Origin of the sequence: Aeromonas sp. QDB20 (assembly GCF_027707805.1) — a bacterium.
Lineage (GTDB): Bacteria > Pseudomonadota > Gammaproteobacteria > Enterobacterales > Aeromonadaceae > Aeromonas > Aeromonas dhakensis.
In genome coordinates, this window is the sequence record NZ_JAPCJC010000020.1 from 1 (window position 1) to 20,090 (window position 20,090).

Below are 20,090 nucleotides of genomic sequence, written 5' to 3' on the forward strand. Positions count from 1 at the left end.
CTGATATGGCTCAGTCGGTAGAGCGCATCCTTGGTAAGGATGAGGTCCCCAGTTCGATTCTGGGTATCAGCACCATTAAATATTAAAGCCTCCCAATCGGGAGGCTTTTTTGTTTCTGCTTTTTCAATTCATCGATATCTGTCTGGCATCGAGATAGAAACGGGGCTGCCCCGACGCTTCTATCTGGATGGCGGCCACCAGTCGTTCATCGCGCTTGTATTCCCACTGCTTCTCTATCGAGGTCAACGGCGGCTTGCTGATGCCCAGCGTCTGCAGATACTCGTGAAACAAGCCTGCGCTGCCGATCTCGGTCAATCCTGCTTTCATCCCAATCAACTCCCTTTTATTGTTGCTGTCTATCAATAGTAACAGTCTCATATGTATTCAATATGAACGCTTTTCTATCAAATTGATCCAAGCTAAGTTGTGGCTTGAAAAAGCAATTGGCGGCTGAAAAAAGGAAGAAAAACATGCTGATAAAGAACCTGCGCCTGGCCGGCAGGGAAGGGACCTGGCAGATCCTCTGCCAGAGTGGCCTGATCCGTGCCATCGAGCCCATGAGCACTCATCTGCTCTCCACCCATGAGCTGGATGGGGAGGAGGGGCTCGCCATTGCCCCCTTTATCGAACCGCACATCCATCTCGATACCACCCAGACGGCGGGCGAGCCGAGCTGGAACCTCTCCGGCACCCTGTTCGAGGGGATCGAACGCTGGGCCGAGCGCAAGGCAATGCTGACCCACGAGGATGTGAAACGGCGCGCCATCCAGACGCTGAAGTGGCAGATCGCCAACGGTATCCAGTTTGTCCGTACCCACGTCGATGTCTCCGATCCCAATCTGGTCGCTCTCAAGGCGATGCTGGAGGTGAGGGAAGAGATGCAGGAGTGGGTGGAGTTGCAGATCGTCGCCTTCCCGCAGGAGGGGATCCTCTCCTACCCAAACGGCAAGGCGTTGCTGGAAGAGGCCCTCAAGCTGGGTGCCGACGTGATCGGCGCCATCCCCCATTTCGAGTTCACTCGGGAATATGGGGTCGAAAGCTTGCACTATGTGTTCGATCTTGCCGAGAAGTATCAGGTTCTGGTCGATGTGCACTGTGACGAGATCGATGATGAGCAGTCCCGCTTTATCGAGACGCTGGCGACCCTGGCCTACGAGCGCGGCATGGGCCAGCGGGTGACCGCCAGCCACACCACCGCCATGCACTCCTACAACGGGGCCTATGCGTCGCGCCTGTTCCGGCTGTTGAAGCTGGCCGACCTCAACTTCGTCGCCAACCCGCTGGTGAATATCCACCTGCAGGGGCGGTTCGACAGCTATCCCAAGCGCCGCGGCATCACCCGGGTGAAGGAGATGCTGGCGGCGAACATCAACGTCTGCTTCGGTCACGACGACGTGTTCGACCCCTGGTATCCCATGGGGACGGCCAACATGCTGCAGGTGCTGCACATGGGGCTGCATGTCTGTCAGGTCATGGGGTACGAAGAGATCAACGACAGTCTCAAGCTGATCGGCAGTCACAGCGCCCGCACCCTGAACGTGCAGGATCGCTACGGCATCGAGCTGGGCAAGCCGGCCAATCTGCTGATCCTGCCTGCCGAAAACGGCTTCGATGCGGTGCGCCGGCAAGTGCCGGTGCGCTACTCCATTCGCCATGGCAAACTGATTGCCGACACCAGGCCGGCCCGGACCACGCTGCACCTGGCACAGAGCGAGCCGGTCGATTTTCGCCGTTGAGCCGAGGGCGTCGATTAATTGCCCTGCTGTCCCCCCGGGTCGACATTTTGCATAATGTCGGCCTGATACTGTGGAGTCTGCTTCCATGCAAACCTGGTTATTTGTTGCTGCCGGCGGGGCCATCGGTGCCTGCCTGCGTTTTGGCATCGCCGAGCTGATGGCGCTGCTGCTGGGGCGCCACTTCCCCTACGGCACCCTGATGGTCAATCTGATCGGCTCCTTCATCATGGGGGTAGCCTACGCCCTCATCCTGCACGGCCACATAGCCGAACACCCGATGAAGCCGCTGTTGATGGTGGGGATCCTCGGTGCCCTCACCACCTTCTCCTCTTTTGCGCTGGATACGGTAGCGCTGGCCCAGCATGGCGCTTATCTCAAGGCGCTGCTCAACATCGGCCTCAACCTGTTTCTCTGTCTGGCCATGGTGGTGCTGGGGATGCAGTTGGTCGCCAGCCGGGTTTAAGGTGTCCGCACGCCATTGGCTCTGGTAAACTGGCGGCCATTCTTTGCTCTATGGGTGTTTAAGGGATGTCAGAACAGACTACGACAACGCATTTTGGCTTTAAAACCGTGGCCGCGACCGAGAAGGAAACCCTGGTCGCCGGCGTCTTCCATTCGGTGGCAGCCAAGTATGATCTGATGAACGATCTGATGTCGTTCGGCATCCACCGCCTGTGGAAGCGCTTCACCATCGACTGCTCCGGTGTGCGCAAGGGTCAGAAGGTGCTGGATCTTGCCGGTGGTACCGGCGATCTGACCGCCAAGTTCTCCCGCATCGTCGGTGAAACCGGTCAGGTGGTACTGGCCGACATCAACGACTCCATGCTCAAGGTGGGTCGCGACAAGCTGCGCAACCTGGGGGTGGCCAACAACGTCTCCTACGTTCAGGCCAACGCCGAGGCGCTCCCCTTCCCGGACAACCATTTCGACGTCATCACCATTGGCTTCGGCCTGCGCAACGTTACCGACAAGGATAAGGCGCTCGCCTCCATGTTCCGGGTACTGAAGCCGGGCGGCCGTCTGCTGGTGCTGGAGTTCTCCAAGCCGGTGAGCGAAGTGATCGCCAAGCTCTATGACCTCTACTCCTTCAAATTGCTGCCGAAAATGGGCGAAATCGTCGCGAACGACAGCGAAAGTTACAAATATCTGGCGGAATCCATCCGCATGCACCCGGATCAGCAGACCCTGGCCGGCATGATGGAAAATGTCGGTTTCGAGCAGGTGGAGTTCTACAACCTGACCCAGGGCGTGGTCGCCCTGCACCGTGGTTACAAGTTTTAAGGTCGCCTATGCCGATGGATGCCATGGTCACCGCGGTGATCGAAACCAGCCTCAACCGGCTGCTGGAACTGGACAAGCAGAGCCCCGAGCGGCTGCGCAAGCTGGCGGGCAAGGTACTCAAGCTGGAGCTGCGCGAGCTCAAGCCGCTCTGGTTTGTCTTCTCCGGGCGCCGGCTGGATGTGCTGGCCAAGTTTGAAGGGGAGGCCGATGCGGTGCTGAGCCTCTCCCTGACCGCCCTCGGCCTGCTCAAGGATCCCTCCTCTCTGACGCGCTATATCCGCGAGGAGAAGCTTGATCTGAGCGGTGACCCCCAGCTGGTGCAGGCGTTCAGCGTGCTGCTGGGCGAGCTCGACATCGACTGGGAAGAGGAGCTGTCCCGTTATACCGGCGACGTGCTGGCCCACACCCTGCTGCGTGGTGCCCGTCAGGCGCGTCGCTTGCTGGGCCGTGAACTGTGCCGCAGCCAGCGTCAGCTGGCCGAGTATCTGACCGAAGAGATCCGGCTTGCGCCGGGTCCGCTGGAAGTGGCCAGCTTCAACGACGATGTCGAGCTGCTGGCGCAACAGATGAAAGCGGTCGAGCTGCGGCTGGCCCGCTTCGAACAGCGGGTAGCCTGATGACACCGAAGGAGTTCAAGCGCCTCTATCGCATCATCAGCATCCTGCTGGAGCAGGGCATCGACGAGCTGGTGCCCGCCCGTTATCAGCCCTGGCCCGGCCGGCTGGCCCGCCGCAGCCTGTTCTGGCTCAAGAACAAACACCAGGAGCTGAGCCGTGGTGCCCGTATCCGGCTCGCCTTCGAGGCGCTCGGCCCCATCTTCATCAAGTTCGGCCAGATGCTCTCGACCCGGCGCGATCTGCTGCCTCCGGATATCGCCGAAGAGCTGGCTTTGCTGCAGGACAGGGTGCCCCCTTTCTGCGGTCAGGCCGCCCGTCGCCAGATCGAGGCAAGCCTGGGCTGCACCATAGAGACCCTGTTCGACGACTTCGACGAGACGCCGCTGGCGTCCGCCTCCATCGCCCAGGTGCATACCACCAGGCTGAAGGAGAACGGCCGCGAGATCGTGATCAAGGTTATCCGCCCCGATATCGAGCCGGTCATCGAGGCCGACCTGCGGCTGATGCAGGCGCTGGCCCGCCTGGTGGCCCGTTTCGTGCCCCAGAGCGGACGACTGCGCCCCATCGAGGTGGTGGAGGAGTATCGCAAGACCATCCTCGACGAGCTCAACCTGATGCGGGAGGCAGCCAACGCCATCCAGCTGCGCCGCAACTTCACCGGCTCCGAGGCGCTCTACGTGCCCGAGGTGTTCACCGAGCACTGCCGCGAGCAGGTGCTGGTGATGGAGCGGATCTACGGCATTCCGGTCTCCGACATCGCGGCGCTGGAGGCCAACGGCACTAACATGAAGCTGCTGGCCGAGCGCGGGGTGGAGGTGTTCTTCACCCAGGTGTTCCGCGATAGCTTCTTCCACGCCGACATGCACCCGGGCAACATCTTCGTCTCCTATGAGCACCCCGAGAATCCGCTCTGGATCGGCATCGACTGCGGCATCGTCGGCACCCTCAACCGGGAAGACAAGCGCTACCTGGCGGAGAACTTCCTCGCCTTCTTCAACCGCGACTACCGCCGGGTGGCCGAGCTGCACGTGGAGTCCGGCTGGGTGCCGCCCGATACCAAGGTGGACGAGTTCGAGTTCGCCATCCGCACCGTGCTGGAACCCATCTTCGAGAAGCCGCTGTCCGAGATCTCGTTCGGCCACGTGCTGCTCAACCTGTTCAACACCGCCCGTCGCTTCAACATGCAGGTGCAACCGCAGCTGGTGCTGCTGCAGAAAACCCTGCTCTATGTGGAAGGGCTGGGTCGTCAACTCTATCCCCAGCTGGATCTGTGGCAGACCGCCAAACCCTATCTGGAAAACTGGATGTACCAGCAGGTGGGGCCCAAGGCGGTGTGGACCGCCATCAAGGAGAAGGCGCCATTCTGGGCGGAGAAGCTGCCGGAACTGCCGGAGCTGGTCTACGAGACCCTGCGCCAGACTCGCCATCAACAGCACCATTTCGACCAGATGTTCGCCGAGTTCCGCCGTCACAGCCGTCGGCAGGGACAGGCTCGCTACCTCTTAGGGGTTGGAGCCAGCCTGCTATTGGCCGGTGTATTCTTGCTGACCCAAAAACAACACATTGAGTGGGGACAAATCAGCCTCGCCGGCGCCGGGTTATGCTGGTTGCTGGGTTGGTTGCGGACCCGTTCCCATTAAATAAACCGCGCCAGCGGGCGCCTGTCCTGGAGATAAAAATCATGGGTGGTATCAGTATTTGGCAATTGTTGATCATCGCAGTCATCGTCGTGCTGCTGTTTGGTACCAAGAAGCTGCGTGGCATCGGCGGTGATCTGGGCGCCGCGGTCAAGGGTTTCAAGAAGGCACTCTCTGACGAGCCGAGCGATGCCAAGTCCGAGCAGAAGGATGCCGAGTTTCCGCCGAAGCAGCTGAACGAAGCGGCTGGCCAGCCTAGCGATGCCGCCAAGCAGAAAGATAAAGATCAGGCCTAAGCCATGTTCGATATCGGTTTCTGGGAGCTGGTTGTCATTGGTGTCGTCGCCCTGGTGGTGCTCGGCCCCGAGCGGCTGCCCGTGGCGATCCGTACCGCCAGCCACTGGATCAGACTGATCCGCAGCACCGCCAACTCGGTCAAGGCCGAACTGGAGCAGGAGCTCAAGTTGCAGGATCTGCACAACGACCTGAAGAAGGCCGAACAGCTGCAGATGAACAACCTGAGCCCCGAGCTGCAGGAGTCTATCGAGCAGCTGAAAGCGGCCGCACAATCGGTGACCCGTCCATACGAACAGCAAAACACCATCCATCCTGCACCGGCATCGGCCGAGGTGAAGGAGGAGCCGGTGCCGCCAGCCGCCGCGGCGGCCGCGCCGGAACAGACTGCGATCGTGGATGAGCGCTCCGGTGCCCAGCCACATACCGAACAAGGGGAGGTGAAGCAGCCATGAGTCAGGCCGAGCAACCTCTGATCAGCCACCTGGTGGAGCTGAGAACGCGCCTGCTGCGTTCCATCACTGCCATCCTGCTGGTGTTCATCGCGCTGATCTACTTCTCCAACAACATCTACGACTTCGTGGCCCAGCCGCTGCTCAGCCAGCTGCCGGAAGGGACCAGCATGATAGCGACGGACGTGGCGACGCCCTTCCTGACGCCCATCAAGCTGACCCTGGTGGTCTCCTTCTTCGTAGCGATCCCCTATCTGCTCTACCAGGCTTGGGCCTTCATCGCCCCCGGTCTGTACCAGCATGAACGGCGTCTCATCATGCCGCTGGTCGCCTCCAGTGCCGTGCTGTTCTACGCCGGCATGGCGTTTGCCTACTACGTGGTGTTCCCGCTGGTGTTCGGTTTCTTCACCAGCACCGCGCCCGCCGGGGTAACGGTGGCGACCGACATCGCCAGCTATCTGGACTTCGTGCTGACCCTGTTCTTCGCATTCGGGGTGGCGTTCGAAATTCCGGTAGCCACCATACTGCTGTGCTGGACCGGGGTGACCACCCCCAAGAGCCTGAAGGAGAAGCGTCCCTACGTCGTCGTCGGGGTGTTCGTGGTCGGCATGCTGTTGACGCCGCCCGATGTCTTTTCCCAGACCCTGCTCGCGATCCCCATGTGGGCTTTGTGGGAGATAGGTCTGTTCTTCGCCCGCTTTTACGTGAAGAAAGAGGACGAGGAGCAACAGGAATCAACGGAAGAGGGGAGCTGAGGCTCCCTTCCTCTTTTCATGCTCCCGTTCGAGGCGTATGGTAAGGCCCCATCGAGTAGATGGTTTTCAAATACCTGATATGTCTTCCTTTTGTTCGGACCCGCTGACCCCATGATCGACATAGGTGTAAACCTGACCAGCAGCCAGTTCGCCGATGAACAGGCCGATCTGGTGGCCCGCGCCCGCGCCGCCGGGGTGGAGGCGCTGATCCTGACCGGCACCGATCTGATCGGCAGCTGCGAGAGCGCCGCCCTGGCCGCCCGCTGGCCTGGCTACTGTTTCTCCACCGCCGGGGTCCATCCCCACGATGCCAAGAGCGTCGATGAGGCGACCCTGCCCGCCCTTCGCGAGCTGGCGGCGCTGCCACAGGTGGTGGCCATCGGCGAGTGCGGTCTCGACTACAACCGCGACTTCTCGCCTCGTCCGGTGCAGGACGCGGTGTTCGACGCCCAGCTGGCGCTGGCCGCCGAGCTCGGGATGCCGGTGTTTCTCCATTGCCGCGATGCCCACGCCCGTTTCATCGAGATCCTGCGCCCCTGGCTGCCCAAACTGTCGGGGGCCGTGCTGCACTGCTTCACCGGCTCCGATGAGGAGCTGGACGAGTGTCTGGCGCTGGGGCTGCATATCGGGGTGACCGGCTGGCTCTGTGACGAGCGTCGCGGTCAGTTGCTGCGTGAACAGGTGGCCCGCATTCCGGCTGGCCGGCTGATGATAGAGACGGACGCCCCCTACCTGGTGCCGCGGGATCTGAAACCCAGACCCAAACGCAACGAACCCGCTTTTTTGCCGCACATCGCCCAGGTGGTGGCGGCCTGCCGTGGTGAAGCGCCCGAGGCCTTGCTGGCCCATACCCGGGCCACCTCCGCCGCGTTTTTCCAACTTCCTCTTTTGGAGTGACTCATGGCTACAACTCTTCCAGGCGCCTTTCCGGGCCGCCGCCTGCGCCGGGTGCGCAAACATGATTTCAGCCGTCGTCTGGTGCGCGAGAACGTACTGACCGCCAATGATCTCATCTACCCCGTGTTCGTGCTGGAGGGGGAGAACCGCCGTGAAGCCGTTCCCTCCATGCCGGGGGTGGAGCGTCTCTCCATCGATCTGTTGCTGGAGGAGGCAGCCGAACTGGTGGCTCTGGGCGTGCCGGCCATCGCCCTGTTCCCGGTCACCCCGCTGGAGCAGAAGAGCCTGCTGGCGGAAGAGGCCTACAACCCGGACGGGCTGGCCCAGCGCACCGTGCGTGCCTTGAAGGCCCGCTTCCCGGAGCTGGGGGTCATCACCGACGTGGCGCTCGACCCGTTTACCACCCACGGTCAGGACGGCATCATCGATGATGAAGGCTATGTGCTGAACGACATCACCACCGAAATCCTGGTGAAACAGGCGCTCTCCCACGCCGCCGCCGGGGTCGATATCGTGGCGCCGTCAGACATGATGGATGGCCGTATCGGTGCCATTCGCGCGGCGCTGGAAGAGAACGGCTTCATCAACACCCAGATCATGGCCTACTCCGCCAAGTACGCTTCCTGCTACTACGGCCCGTTCCGCGACGCGGTCGGCTCGGCCGGCAACCTCGGCAAGAGCAACAAGGCCACCTATCAGATGGATCCGGCCAACAGCAACGAAGCCCTGCACGAGGTGGCGCTGGATATCCAGGAAGGGGCCGACAGCGTGATGGTCAAGCCGGGCATGCCCTATCTGGACGTGATCCGCCAGGTGAAGGATCAGTTCGGCGTGCCGACCTTTGCCTACCAGGTGAGCGGCGAGTACGCCATGCACATGGCGGCGATCCAGAACGGCTGGCTGAAGGAGAAGGAGAGCATCATGGAGTCCCTGCTCTGCTTCAAGCGGGCCGGGGCCGACGGCATCCTCACCTACTTCGCCAAGCGCGTGGCGCAGTGGCTGAAGGAAGATGCCCGGGCCTGATGGCAGGACGCCTTCTATGCAATGCAGACAATGCCGGCCCCGGGGCCGGCATTGTCGTTTCTGGGAGGCTATCTGGTCGTTTTGCGCGCACCTTTTGACCAAATGTGGGCCGCGGCCCTCGCTCTCGATGGCAAAGGCTTGATTAATGGGGTTTCTGCCTACATCTTAGGTAGTCCAAGCAAGCTTCTGGACGGCAGGGGCTGTAGAGAATTTAGAGGTATTGCCGGATGACTAACCCTTTGCTGACAATGGACTCGCTGCCCCCGTTCAGCCAGATCCAGCCCGACCAGGTACAGCCTGCCGTGACGCAGGCTATTGCCGATTGCAAACAGAAGATCAGCGATGTGCTGGCCCAGCGCGAGCCCCATACCTGGGACAGCCTGATCGCCCCGCTGGAAGAAGTAAATGACCGTCTGTCCCGGATCTGGTCGCCGGTCAGTCACCTCAACTCAGTGCTCAACAGCGAGGCGCTGCGCGAGGCCCACGACGCCTGCCTGCCGCTGCTGTCCGAATTCCAGACCTATGTCGGTCAGCACGAAGGGCTCTATCAAGCCTACCTGGCCCTCTCCGAGAGCGACGATTTCCCCCTGCTGAGCGCCGCCCAGCGCAAGGAGATCCAGAATACCCTGCGCGATTTTCGCCTGTCCGGTATCGGCCTGCCCGCCGAGGCACAGCAGCGCTACGGCGAGATCCAGGCCCGCCTCTCCGAGCTGGCCTCCCGTTTCAGCAACAACGTGCTGGACGCGACCCAGGGGTGGAGCAAGCTGGTGACCGACGAGGCCGAGCTGGCCGGGCTGCCTGCGAGTGCACAGGCCGCCGCTCGCCAGCTGGCCGAGCTGAAGGGCAAGGAAGGCTGGCTGTTCACTCTGGACATCCCCTCCTACCTGCCGGTGATGATGTATGCCGACAACCGCGCCCTGCGCGCCGAGCTGTACGAGGCCTTCACCACCCGCGCCTCCGACCAGGGCCCCAATGCCGGCAAGTGGGACAACTCCGCCATCATGACCGAGCTGCTCACCCTGCGCCGCGAGCTGGCCCAGCTGCTCGGCTTTGCCAACTACGCCGAGCTCTCCCTTGCCACCAAGATGGCGGACAAGCCGGAGCAGGTGGTGAACTTCCTCACCGATCTGGCGCGCCGCTCCCTGTCGCAGGGCAAGGCCGAGCTCGAAGAGATCCGCGCCTTCGCCAGCGAACAGCACGGCCAGAGCGAGCTGGCGGCCTGGGATATTCCCTATTACGCCGAGAAGCTCAAGCAGCACAAGTTCTCCATCTCCGACGAGCAGCTGCGCCCCTACTTCCCCGCCAGCAAGGTGGTGAAAGGGCTGTTCGAGGTGGTCAAGCGGGTGTTCGGCATGAAGGTGCGCGAGCGCCTCGGCATCGACACCTGGCACCCGGACGTGCGCTTCTACGACATCTTCGATGCCGAGGATGAGCTGCGCGGCAGCTTCTACCTCGACCTCTATGCCCGCGAGCACAAGCAGGGCGGCGCCTGGATGGACGTCTGCCTGGGTCGTCGCTACCGTCAGGACGGTTCGCTGCAAAAGCCGGTGGCCTACCTGACCTGCAACTTCAACGGCCCGGTGGACGGCAAACCCGCCCTGTTTACCCACAACGAAGTGGTCACCCTGTTCCACGAGTTCGGTCACGGCATTCACCACATGCTGACCCGGATCGACGTGGCCGGCGTGGCCGGCATCAACGGCGTGGCCTGGGACGCGGTGGAGCTGCCGAGCCAGTTCCTCGAGAACTGGTGCTGGGAGTCCGAGGCACTGGCCTTCATCTCCGGCCATCACGAGACCGGCGAGCCGCTGCCAGCCGATCTGCTGGAGAAGATGCTGACCGCCCGCAACTTCCAGGCGGCCATGCAGATGCTGCGCCAGCTGGAGTTCGCCCTGTTCGACTTCCGTCTGCACCAGGAGTTTGACCCGACCAATGCGGATCAGATCCCGGCGCTGCTGGACGAGGTGCGTCGCGAGGTGGCGGTGATGACGCCGCCGGCCTTCAACCGCTTCCAGCACAGCTTCTCCCACATCTTCGCCGGCGGTTATGCGGCGGGCTACTACAGCTACAAGTGGGCGGAAGTGCTCTCCGCCGACGCCTTCTCCCGCTTCGAGGAGGAGGGGATCTTCAACCCGGTGACCGGCCACTCCTTCCTGAAGAACATCCTGGAGAAGGGCGGTTCCAAGGAGCCGATGGAGCTGTTCCGCGCCTTCCGTGGCCGTGAGCCTCAGGTGGATGCCTTGCTGCGCCACAGCGGGATTGCCGCATGAGGCTGCAGGCCCCGCCAGGCGTGAGCTTCAAGCAGGTACACCTTTGCCACAGAGTGCGATCACCGCGTGATTTTTGAGATAAAAAGGGACCTTTTGGTCCCTTTTCTCAAGGCATTTTAATATCTTGCGGATAGCATGTTTGCACTGTTCCCGCCTCTTCAGTAGAGTCGGGGTCTACCTTCCAAGGAGAGAAAGAACCTTGCCATGAGGCGAGCACTCGAGTCTGTCTATCAAATCATCTCAAGTCTGTCTCATTCGAGTGGTCAGGGATATTTCGATACCTTTGTGAGTGAAATCGCAGCAGCGGTCGGGGCCGACTTCGTCCTGATTTCGGGTAGGGATCAAGCGGGGCTCTCCTGCAAGGTGCATGCAACCTATCCTGCCTCTCTCGATACGACCCGCTTCAGTTTTCCGGTCAGCGCCACTCTGGGGGAGATCACCCTGCAGGAGGGCGAGGCCTGGTTCAGCGATCGGGTACAGCAGCTGTTCCCCCACGCCGCCGTGTTGCAGGCCTGGCAGATCCAGGCCTATGCCGGCATCGCCCTCAAGAGTGCGCAGGGGGAGACGGTGGGCATCTGCAGCCTGCTGTTCAAGCGGCCACTCACCAACATGGACAAGGTGATGGGCCTGCTGCGCCTGCTGGCTCCGCTGGCCGGGCGCGAACTGGCGCTGATGCTGCAGCAGCCGGCGCCGCCCCAGCCCGAGTACCACGATTTTCTGCACACCATGATGTCCCATGCCCCGGTGGGGATCGGCAAGCTCGATCTGGACGGCAAGATCCTCTGGACCAATCCGGCCATCGAAAAGATGCTGGGCTACAGCCAGGAGGAGCTGGTCCATCGCAACGCCGCCGAGCTCAATCATCCGGAAGACTGGCTGCGCAGCGTCGCCTGCTATGAAGAGCTCAGACGTGGCGAGCGTACCGCCTTCACCCAGGAGAAGCGTTACCTGCACCGTGACGGCCAGCTGCTGTGGGGGCGGGTTACCGTGACCCTGGTGCGGGACGACCAATTGCAGCCCGACTACCTGATGGTGGTGCTGGAGAACATAGACCCCCTCAAACGTCACGCCGAGCAGCTCAAGCTCTCCCACCGGGTCTATGACAACTTGTCAGAGGCTATCCTGGTGTGCGACGCCGACAGTCGCATCATCTCGGTCAACCCGGCGTTCGAACAGATCACCGGCTACAGCGAGGAGGAGGTGTGCGGCCAGCGCCCCAGCCTGCTCAAGTCCGGCTTGCACGATCAGGCCTTCTACGCCGACATGTACCACGCGCTGGAGCGGGTGGGGGTGTGGCGCGGCGAGGTGTGGAACAAGCGCAAGAACGGCAAGCTCTACCCCCAGCAGCTGATGATCAGCACCCTGCGGGAAGGGGGGCGGATCAGCCAGTACATCGCCATCTTCAGCGATCTCTCCCAGACCAAGCTGGCGGAGCAGAAGATCGCCGCCCAGGCCAACTACGACAATCTCACCGGGCTGCCCAACCGCTGGCTGTTCGGCCGCTGCCTCAGCCGCTTCTGCGAGCGGGGCGAGCGCTTCGCGCTGATGGTGCTCGACCTCAACAACTTCAAGGCGGTCAACAACAGCATGGATCACCATGCCGGTGACGCCCTGCTGCGGGAGGTGTCGGATCGGCTGGTGAGCCGGGTACGCACCGAAGATCTGGTGGCCCGCATCGGCGGCGACGAGTTCGCCTTCCTGGTGCCCGGCATCGTCAACCGCCGCCAGGCCGAGGTGTTTGCCAAGCAGGTGGTCGGCGGCTTCGCCCGCCCCTTCATGCTGGCCAACCAGCACCTCTACGTGACGGCTACCATCGGCATCACCCTCTGCCCGGGCGATGGGCTGGAGAGCGACGAGCTGCTGCGCAACGCCGAGCAGGCGCTGTTTGCCGCCAAGCGGCAGGGACGGCTGCTCGGCAGCTACTGCGCCTCCATGCGCGAAGAGGTGCGCCAGCGTCACCAGATGCAGCAGGATCTGGCGGAGGCGATCAAGCTCGAGCAGCTGACCATGGCCTACCAGCCGATCTGGGACAACCGCAGCGGCCGGGTCGCCAAGCTGGAGGCGCTGGTACGCTGGTATCACCCGCACTGGGGTCAGGTGTCGCCGGCGGACTTCATCCCGCTGGCGGAGGAGGCCGGGCTCATCCAGGGGCTGGGGGCGCTGGTGCTGTGGCAGTCGTGCCGGGATCTGGCGCGGCTGCAGCAATCCGGCTTCCCGGATCTGCAGATGTCCATCAACCGCTCCACCCTGGAGTTCCAGACCATAGATCCGGAGGCGAGCGAGTGGCTCAAGGTGATCCACCACTTCGGACTGGACCCGGCGGACATCGTCATCGAGATCACCGAATCCCTGCTGATGGAGACCAGCGATCAGCACAGGGTGCGGATCGATGCCCTGCGCGAGGCGGGCTGCAAGCTGGCCATCGACGACTTTGGCACCGGCTACTCGGCGCTCAACTATCTGCGCAACTTCCCGGTGGACCTGGTGAAGATCGACCGGGCCTTCGTGCGCCACATCCCGTTCAACGAGCAGGACCGGCTGCTGCTGGACGGCATCATCAACATAGTGCACAACCTCGGCATGCAGGTGGTGATCGAGGGGGTGGAGACCCGCGAGCAGCTCAATTTCCTCTGCCAGAAGGGGTGCGCCTTCACCCAGGGTTATCTGCTGAGCCGGCCGCTCGCCTACGACGACCTCACCGAGTATTTGCAGCTCAACGACAAGAGCATGTTCCTGCAGACCAGTTGATCCTTACTGCGCCGCTTTCATCCTCTCCTGTTTCTCCTTCAGTGTCCGGTAATCCTCCCCGAGATAGCGCAGATAGATGCGATCCAGCACCCCTTCGTCCAGCATCTGCTGCAGCGCTTTGTTGTAGGCGGGCAGCAGGTCTGCCTTCTGCTTGCCGAAGCAGAGGTAGAGCGGAGTCGAGTCGAGGAAGGGGGTAAGTGCGCGGATCTTGACGTCCTGTTCTCTGGAGAGAATGGGGGCCGAGAAGTAATCCAGCACTATCAGGTCGACCCGGCTCTTTTCCAGCATCAGCAGCAGCTGCTTGTCGGAGTGGGCCTTGATGGGCACCCAGCCGGTGAAGTGCTTGATCCTGTCGGTGTAGTCATAGCCCCTGACCATCCCCACTTTCAGCCCCTTGGCCATCTCCCACGAGAAGGTTTGCAGCGGGCTGTCGCTGCGCACATAGGCGGCCAGCGGGTAGAAGGCGGTGGCAAGATCGGAGTGGTAGCAGCCGGGGAGGGGCGCGTTGTCGAGAATGCCGTCCGCCAGCTCGGTGTTGACGTACTGTTCGCAGCGTCCCCACGGCAGTTCGAGCAGGGTGAGCTGCATGCCGAGGCGGTGTGCCACCTCCTGATGGATCTCGACCGATATGCCCTCCATCAGCTTGCCCTGTTCGGCGTAGGAGAAGGGGGGCCAGTCAACGCCACAAACCTTGAGCTGGCCGCCGCTCTGGGCGGCAAGCAGCAGGGTGATAAGCAGGTGCATGGGGTTTCCTCCCTACAGCCACGCAAAGGGGCTGTGATACACTCGGTTCACTGAACTTAGAATGCATCCAGAGCCCATGCAAATCCTCCTCGAAGACCCCGCCAAGGCGGCCCAGGCAGAAGCCCTGAGCAGCCAGCTTGACCAGATCGACCTGCCCCAGTTTGCCCTGGTGTTCACCCCGGAGCGGCTGGAGCTGCGCAAGCTGGACGAACCCAAGCTGGGTGCCGTCTACGTGGATTTCGTCGAAGGGGCTGTGGCTCATCGCCGCAAGTTCGGCGGTGGCCGTGGCCAGTCCATCGCCAAGGCGGTGGGGCTCAAGGCGGGCGCCATGCCGACCGTGGTGGATGCCACCGCCGGGCTGGGACGCGATGCCTTCGTGCTCGCCTCCCTCGGCTGCAAGGTGACCATGATTGAGCGCAGCCCCGTGGTGGCCGCTCTGTTGCAGGACGGGCTGGCGCGCGCCGCGCAGGATCCCGAGATCGGCCCCTGGGTGCGCGAGCGGATGCAACTGCTGCACGGCCCTGCGGTGGAGACCCTGCTGGGATTGGCCGAGCGGCCGGATGTCATCTACCTCGACCCCATGTTCCCCCACAAGCAGAAGTCGGCGCTGGTGAAAAAAGAGATGCGAGTGTTCCAGTCGCTGGTGGGGGCGGATCTCGACGCCGATGCCCTGCTGCCGGCGGCGCTCACCATGGCGGACCGGCGGGTGGTGGTGAAGCGGCCGGACTACGCTGGCTGGCTCAACGAGCAGAAGCCGAGCATGGCCATCGAGACCAAAAGCAACCGCTTCGATGTCTACGTGATGGCGGCGCTGGCGGGATAACGCCGCACGCGAGGGATATAAAGAAGAGGGCCAACCCGATGGGGTTGGCCCTCTTGCCATCTATTGGCTGTCGGCTGGTGCTGACGGGGCGAAGCGGATCAGCTTCTCCTCCCCCTGCCAGTTGAGCGTCATGGTCGCCAGCTCCGCCAGGCTGAGCCGTTCGCCGCCGTGCAGCAGCAGGTACTCGACCCCTTCTCTGGCCTCTATGGTGCGGATCTTGTCCGCCCACTGGCGGCCATCCTTACAGGTGAGGGTGACCGGCAGCTGCCAGCTGGCGGCGATCTCCAGCCAGTCGTAGAGATCGCAACTGATGGGTTGGTATCTGCTCATGCGGTCGTCGTCCCCCTTGTCGCCCGTTACTGGAAGTTGATGCTGGTGGTGGGCGCCACCACCGTCTGGGCTTTCTGTATCTGCACCTGCTGCAGCGGATCGTCGGCCACTGCCGGATCATCCTCGTCGCCGTTGCAGACCAGCACCAGATCGTAGCTGCCGAGATTGACAAATCCCAGCTCGTAGCCAAAGCCACCTCCGGTCTGCGGCAGCACGGGGGCGCTGGCGTAGAAGCCGTTGTCGCTGTCCGCCATGTCGGGGTAGCTGTCGTCGCTTCTGGGCTGGTAGAAGTAGACGAAGGCCTTGTCGATCAGCTGACCACCGCACAGCCCGGCTGCCACCGTGCCCTTGACGGTGGCAACCTGAGTGTTGTTCACCAGCCGTACGCCTCTCGGCTTGAGCTTGTAGTACTGCTCGTGGCCTGGCAGCACCATGGACTGGCGCAGATCGAATTCGGTGGTAAAGGCACTGAGGCCGTTGGCGGCGATGGTGAAGGCGTCCAGCTTGAGCTCGCTGCTGGGCACCTCCAGCGGCTTGATCACCCCATCATCCTGCTTGACGTAGGAGTAGGGGGTGCCGTCCAGAAACTGGTTGGCGACCTCCCGCCCGTCCAGCACCCGCAGCCGCATCTGGCTGTAGTTGCCGGGTACCACGCTCTGGCTGGCCAGCAGGGGGCGACTGGCGGACCCCTGATAACTCAACAGATCGATGTAGGTAAACAGCGGCCTCCCTGCGCTGTCGAGCGGAATGGTCTCACCGCTCGGGGTGCAACCATCGTCCTGGGCCGAGGTGAGGAAACTGGCGGTGGTCCAGCTCTGCTCGGTGCCGGCGACGGGGTGGATGCTGATGTTGGAGACGGCGATGCAGACCTTGCTGACGGCATCTACCGGGGCGTCGGAGAAGGCCAGCGAGAGCTGGGCCTGTGGTGGCTGGCTGCTGTTGTCGCCGCCCCCGCCGCCGCAGGCGGTGAGCAGGGCGGTCAGTCCGATCAGGGGCAAAGGTTTCATGGCGTCCATTCCGGTTGGTTGTGAAGACAACCCTACTCTAGTCGAACATAGGCCATGAGGGGGGAGGCAGAGCCCAGACGCAAGGGCGGGATCTGCCCATCAGCCCAATAAAATCAAGGGGCAGGCCTGAGTGGCGCCAGTGCTGGCTGCGAAAGAGATTGTCGGAACCTTGGGGCACTGATTGGTCTGGGCCAATCAGGCTTCCAGCAGCCGGGTAGGCCAGCCCATCTTCTGCTGGCGCTCCACTTCGAGGCGCAGCTCGCTGGCGCGCAGGTAGTGCTCGTCCAGCCACCCCTTGGGCAGGGTCAGCGTCAGAGCCTCGTCATCCGCCTGCAGGGTAAAGATCGGCACTGTGCCCTGGGTGCGGCGCATGCAGAGGATCAGCGCGATGCGCAGGATGCGGGCCAGCCGGATCGCCTGGCGAGCCGTGACGGCACCCTGCTTCTCCAGCGGTTCCAGCTTGAATTCGTCCCGCTGGTTGAACAGCAGGGCCGACAGCAGCTTCTTCTGCGCGGGGGTGAAACCCGGCATGTCGATGTTGTCGATGATGTAGGCGGCGTGTTGCGGCGCCTTCTTGTACTCGATGCACAGACCGATCTCGTGCAGCAGGGCCGCGTAACGCAGGATCGGGCGACCGTAGCGCTTGGAGAGACGCCAGGCCGGCTGCAGCTGGGTGAACGCCTCGATGGCGGTATCGCGTACCCGCTCGGCGTGCTCCTTGTCCAGCTGGTAGCGGCTGATCAGGCTGTCGGCGGTACGATCGCGGGCATCACAGTCGTGATTGTTGCCGAGCAGGCCGTAGATCAGCCCCTCACGCAGGGCGCCGCCCGCTAGCGTCATGCTCTCGATGCCGAGGGTTTCGAAGATGGCGATCAGGATGGCGAGGCCGGAGGGGAACACGGTCAGCCGCTCGGCCGCCAGCCCTTCCAGTTGCAGCTGGTCGAGCTTGCCGCAGGCGATGGCCTGACCCATCAGCTCCTGCAGCTTCGGCAGGGTGACCCGCTCGCTCTTGCCCTGCGCCAGCATGATCTCCTGCAGCGCCTGCACCGTACCGGAGGCGCCGACGCAGGTGCGCCAGCCGAGCACGCGGTAATCATCTGACACCTTCTCCAGCACCGTCTTGGCGGCGGCAATGGCCTGGTTGAAGCGCGCTTCGCTCAGCTCGCCGTCACCGAAGTGGTTGTTGAGCCAGGTGACGCAGCCCATGTGCAGGCTGTTGAGCAGCTTGGCCTCGCTCTGTTCGCCGATCACCAGCTCGGTACTAGCGCCGCCGATGTCGATCACCAGCCGGTTGCCTTCCCCCGCCGAGGTCCAGGAGACCCCTTCATAGATGGTCTTGGCCTCTTCCTCACCCGAGATGATCTCGATGTTGTGGTTGAGCACCCGTTCCGCTTCACGCAGAAACTCGTCGACGTTGGTGGCCAGGCGCAGGGTGGCGGTGCCCACTACCCGGATGTTGTCGGCCGGAATGTCCTGCAGCTGCTCGGAGAAGAGGCGCAGACAGTCCCAGCCCCGCTCCATGGCGGCACGGCTGAGACGAAAATCGGCATCCAGACCGGCGGCGAGGCGCACCTTGCGCTTGACCTTGGTGACGGTGCGCAAGGCACCGGCGACCTCGCGCACCACCAGCATGTGAAAGCTGTTGGAGCCGAGGTCGATGGCGGCATAGAGAGGCGAGTTGTGCAACTGGGCCTATCCTTCAGCTTTTGCGGGGAGGACGACGACGGTTGTTGCTGTTGCCACCGCCCTGGCGATCGCGCATGTTGCGGTTCACCGGCTGACGGTTGCGGAACACCCGTTTCGGCGCGGTCACGTCATCCAGCAGCGCCTCGCGGTCATACTTGCTGACCGGGATCGGGTGGTGGATGTACTCCTCGATGGCCGGCAGGTTGAAGGCATAGTCTTCACAGGCCAGGCTGATGGAGTGACCGCTCTTGCCGGCACGACCGGTACGACCGATGCGGTGTACGTAGTCCTCGGCGTCGTCGGGCAGGTCGTAGTTGAAGACGTGGGTCACGTCAGGGATGTGCAGACCACGGGCGGCCACGTCGGTGGCAACCAGGATGTCTACCGCACCCTTGGTGAAGTCCTCCAGGATCTTCATCCGCTTCTTCTGTGGCACGTCGCCGGTCAGCAGACCGACCCGGTGGCCGTCATTCTCCAGCCAGGCGTGAACGTCTTCACAGACGTGCTTGGTGTTGGCGAAGACGATGGCTTTCTCCGGCCACTCCTCTTCCATCAGGGAGAGCAGCAGCAACATCTTGTCTTCGTTGGAAGGGTAGAAGAGCTCTTCTTTGATTCGTACGCCGGTCATCTGCTCCGGCTCGACCTGCACATGTTCCGGGTGGTTCATGTGTTCGTAGGCCAGCTCCTGCACCCGCAGGGAGAGGGTGGCGGAGAACAGCATGCTCAGACGCTCGGTAGCGGGCGGCATGCGGCGGAACAGGAAACGGATGTCCTTGATGAAGCCGAGATCGAACATGCGATCCGCTTCGTCCAGCACCACGACCTGGATGTTGCTCAGATCGATGACCTTGGACTTGAAGTAGTCGATGATGCGGCCTGTGGTGCCGATCAGGATGTCGACACCCTGCTCCAGCACGGCCAGCTGCTTGTCGTACCCTTCACCGCCGTAGGCGAGGCCGAGCTTGAGGCCGGTCGAGGCGGCCATGCTGTCGGCATCGTTGTAAATCTGTACTGCCAGCTCCCGGGTCGGGGCCATGATGATGGCGCGCGGCTGATTGATGAGGCGCGGCTTGGTCAGCGGGTGGGTCAGCAGATAGTTGAAGGTGGCAGCCAGGAAGGCGATGGTTTTGCCGGTACCCGTCTGGGCTTGGCCGGCGAGGTCATGGCCTTCTACCAGCAGCGGCAGAGAGAGTGCCTGGATGGGGGTGCAATAGTGAAATCCCTTTGATTCCAGACCAGCCAGAACTTCGGGTTCGAGGCCCATTTGGGCGAATTTGTCGGTCGTTAAGTGTGTTTTGCTCATGGCGGTAGGTTATCAGGTTAGGCTTGCAATAATAAACAGGATCATTTCAAATAGGGCAACTATTGCCTTTGTTGATACGTCAATAAAGCCTTAATTACTGACTGGAGTTGGAGATGAGTGACAAGATTGTTCAGCTGAGCGATGCCAGCTTCGAGGCAGATGTAATCAAAGCCGATGGCGCCGTTCTGGTCGACTTCTGGGCCGAATGGTGTGGTCCGTGCAAGATGATTGCCCCGATCCTGAACGAAGTCGCCCAAGAGTATGCCGGTCGTGTGACCGTGGCGAAATTGAACATCGACCATAACGCCGACACTCCGCCCAAATATGGCATTCGTGGTATTCCGACCCTCTTGCTGTTCAAGAATGGCGAAGTGGCAGCGACCAAGGTCGGTGCCCTGTCCAAGACTCAGCTGAAAGAGTTCCTGGACGGCAACCTGTAATAATCATCGAGGAGCGCATTGCAATAATGCGCTCCTTCTGTTTTATC

At 62.3% G+C, this 20,090-nt stretch carries 20 protein-coding genes; 14 read left to right on the top strand and 6 right to left on the bottom strand.

The window, feature by feature from the left end:
- Positions 1–123: 123 nt before the first annotated feature.
- Complete coding sequence (locus tag PG897_RS18140) at positions 124–378, bottom strand: hypothetical protein (protein WP_010635577.1); 255 nt, start codon at positions 376–378, stop codon at positions 124–126.
- A gap of 92 nt (positions 379–470) precedes the next feature.
- On the opposite strand from PG897_RS18140, the gene PG897_RS18145 reads away from it, so the two are divergent.
- The 12 genes from PG897_RS18145 to PG897_RS18200 all read left to right on the top strand — a co-directional run bounded on the left by PG897_RS18145 (position 471) and on the right by PG897_RS18200 (position 13,710).
- A complete protein-coding gene (locus PG897_RS18145; protein WP_201882913.1) occupies positions 471–1,736 on the top strand; it encodes a cytosine deaminase in 1,266 nt (421 codons plus the stop codon).
- 85 nt (positions 1,737–1,821) lie between these two features.
- Positions 1,822–2,199, top strand: coding sequence for a fluoride efflux transporter CrcB (gene crcB / locus PG897_RS18150; protein WP_005307266.1), 378 nt, complete (start codon positions 1,822–1,824; stop codon positions 2,197–2,199).
- Positions 2,200–2,264: 65 nt separating this feature from the next.
- A complete protein-coding gene (ubiE, locus tag PG897_RS18155; RefSeq protein ID WP_010635575.1) occupies positions 2,265–3,017 on the top strand; it encodes a bifunctional demethylmenaquinone methyltransferase/2-methoxy-6-polyprenyl-1,4-benzoquinol methylase UbiE in 753 nt (250 codons plus the stop codon).
- An 8-nt stretch (positions 3,018–3,025) separates the two neighbouring features.
- On the top strand, positions 3,026–3,634 hold the full coding sequence (locus tag PG897_RS18160; RefSeq protein WP_005307271.1) for a ubiquinone biosynthesis accessory factor UbiJ: 609 nt from the start codon (positions 3,026–3,028) through the stop codon (positions 3,632–3,634).
- Positions 3,634–5,274: a ubiquinone biosynthesis regulatory protein kinase UbiB gene (gene ubiB / locus PG897_RS18165; protein WP_270829238.1), complete on the top strand. Its 1,641-nt coding sequence runs from the start codon at positions 3,634–3,636 to the stop codon at positions 5,272–5,274. The genes PG897_RS18160 and ubiB overlap by 1 nt, the downstream gene beginning before the upstream one ends.
- A gap of 41 nt (positions 5,275–5,315) precedes the next feature.
- On the top strand, positions 5,316–5,567 hold the full coding sequence (tatA, locus tag PG897_RS18170; protein ID WP_005307275.1) for a Sec-independent protein translocase subunit TatA: 252 nt from the start codon (positions 5,316–5,318) through the stop codon (positions 5,565–5,567).
- Positions 5,568–5,570: 3 nt separating this feature from the next.
- On the top strand, positions 5,571–6,020 hold the full coding sequence (tatB, locus tag PG897_RS18175) for a Sec-independent protein translocase protein TatB (protein ID WP_117405838.1): 450 nt from the start codon (positions 5,571–5,573) through the stop codon (positions 6,018–6,020).
- Positions 6,017–6,772, top strand: coding sequence for a twin-arginine translocase subunit TatC (gene tatC, locus PG897_RS18180; RefSeq protein ID WP_005307280.1), 756 nt, complete (start codon positions 6,017–6,019; stop codon positions 6,770–6,772). Before tatB ends, tatC begins: the two co-directional genes overlap by 4 nt.
- Positions 6,773–6,883: 111 nt before the next feature.
- Positions 6,884–7,669, top strand: coding sequence for a TatD family hydrolase (locus PG897_RS18185; protein WP_201882911.1), 786 nt, complete (start codon positions 6,884–6,886; stop codon positions 7,667–7,669).
- Positions 7,670–7,672: 3 nt separating this feature from the next.
- Positions 7,673–8,692, top strand: coding sequence for a porphobilinogen synthase (gene hemB, locus PG897_RS18190; protein WP_017766322.1), 1,020 nt, complete (start codon positions 7,673–7,675; stop codon positions 8,690–8,692).
- Between the two features lie 227 nt (positions 8,693–8,919).
- Complete coding sequence (gene prlC / locus PG897_RS18195) at positions 8,920–10,962, top strand: oligopeptidase A (RefSeq protein ID WP_065017809.1); 2,043 nt, start codon at positions 8,920–8,922, stop codon at positions 10,960–10,962.
- Between the two features lie 204 nt (positions 10,963–11,166).
- A complete protein-coding gene (locus tag PG897_RS18200; RefSeq protein WP_017766324.1) occupies positions 11,167–13,710 on the top strand; it encodes a putative bifunctional diguanylate cyclase/phosphodiesterase in 2,544 nt (847 codons plus the stop codon).
- A 3-nt stretch (positions 13,711–13,713) separates the two neighbouring features.
- On the opposite strand, the gene PG897_RS18205 is transcribed toward PG897_RS18200, so the two are convergent.
- Positions 13,714–14,454: a substrate-binding periplasmic protein gene (locus tag PG897_RS18205; RefSeq protein ID WP_042052093.1), complete on the bottom strand. Its 741-nt coding sequence runs from the start codon at positions 14,452–14,454 to the stop codon at positions 13,714–13,716.
- Between the two features lie 76 nt (positions 14,455–14,530).
- Between PG897_RS18205 and PG897_RS18210 the strand changes: the two genes are divergently transcribed.
- Positions 14,531–15,277, top strand: coding sequence for a class I SAM-dependent methyltransferase (locus PG897_RS18210; RefSeq protein ID WP_017766326.1), 747 nt, complete (start codon positions 14,531–14,533; stop codon positions 15,275–15,277).
- Positions 15,278–15,337: 60 nt separating this feature from the next.
- Here PG897_RS18210 and PG897_RS18215 read toward each other — a convergent pair whose 3' ends face one another.
- From PG897_RS18215 to rhlB, 4 genes are all read right to left on the bottom strand, one after another.
- The gene (locus tag PG897_RS18215) at positions 15,338–15,607 is read right to left on the bottom strand and encodes a Rho-binding antiterminator (RefSeq protein WP_201882909.1); all 270 of its coding nucleotides are present in this window, start codon (positions 15,605–15,607) and stop codon (positions 15,338–15,340) included.
- Positions 15,608–15,633: 26 nt separating this feature from the next.
- Positions 15,634–16,614 carry a DUF4382 domain-containing protein gene (locus PG897_RS18220; RefSeq protein ID WP_201882908.1) on the bottom strand — a complete coding sequence of 327 codons (981 nt, stop codon included), beginning with the start codon at positions 16,612–16,614 and terminating at the stop codon, positions 15,634–15,636.
- 195 nt (positions 16,615–16,809) lie between these two features.
- Positions 16,810–18,300 (bottom strand): guanosine-5'-triphosphate,3'-diphosphate diphosphatase, encoded by a 1,491-nt coding sequence (gene gppA, locus PG897_RS18225; protein ID WP_017766329.1) that lies wholly within the window; start codon positions 18,298–18,300, stop codon positions 16,810–16,812.
- Between the two features lie 13 nt (positions 18,301–18,313).
- Positions 18,314–19,603 (bottom strand): ATP-dependent RNA helicase RhlB, encoded by a 1,290-nt coding sequence (gene rhlB, locus PG897_RS18230; RefSeq protein WP_005307299.1) that lies wholly within the window; start codon positions 19,601–19,603, stop codon positions 18,314–18,316.
- Positions 19,604–19,716: 113 nt separating this feature from the next.
- Between rhlB and trxA the strand changes: the two genes are divergently transcribed.
- A complete protein-coding gene (gene trxA, locus PG897_RS18235) occupies positions 19,717–20,043 on the top strand; it encodes a thioredoxin TrxA (RefSeq protein WP_005307306.1) in 327 nt (108 codons plus the stop codon).
- Positions 20,044–20,090 lie beyond the last annotated feature (47 nt).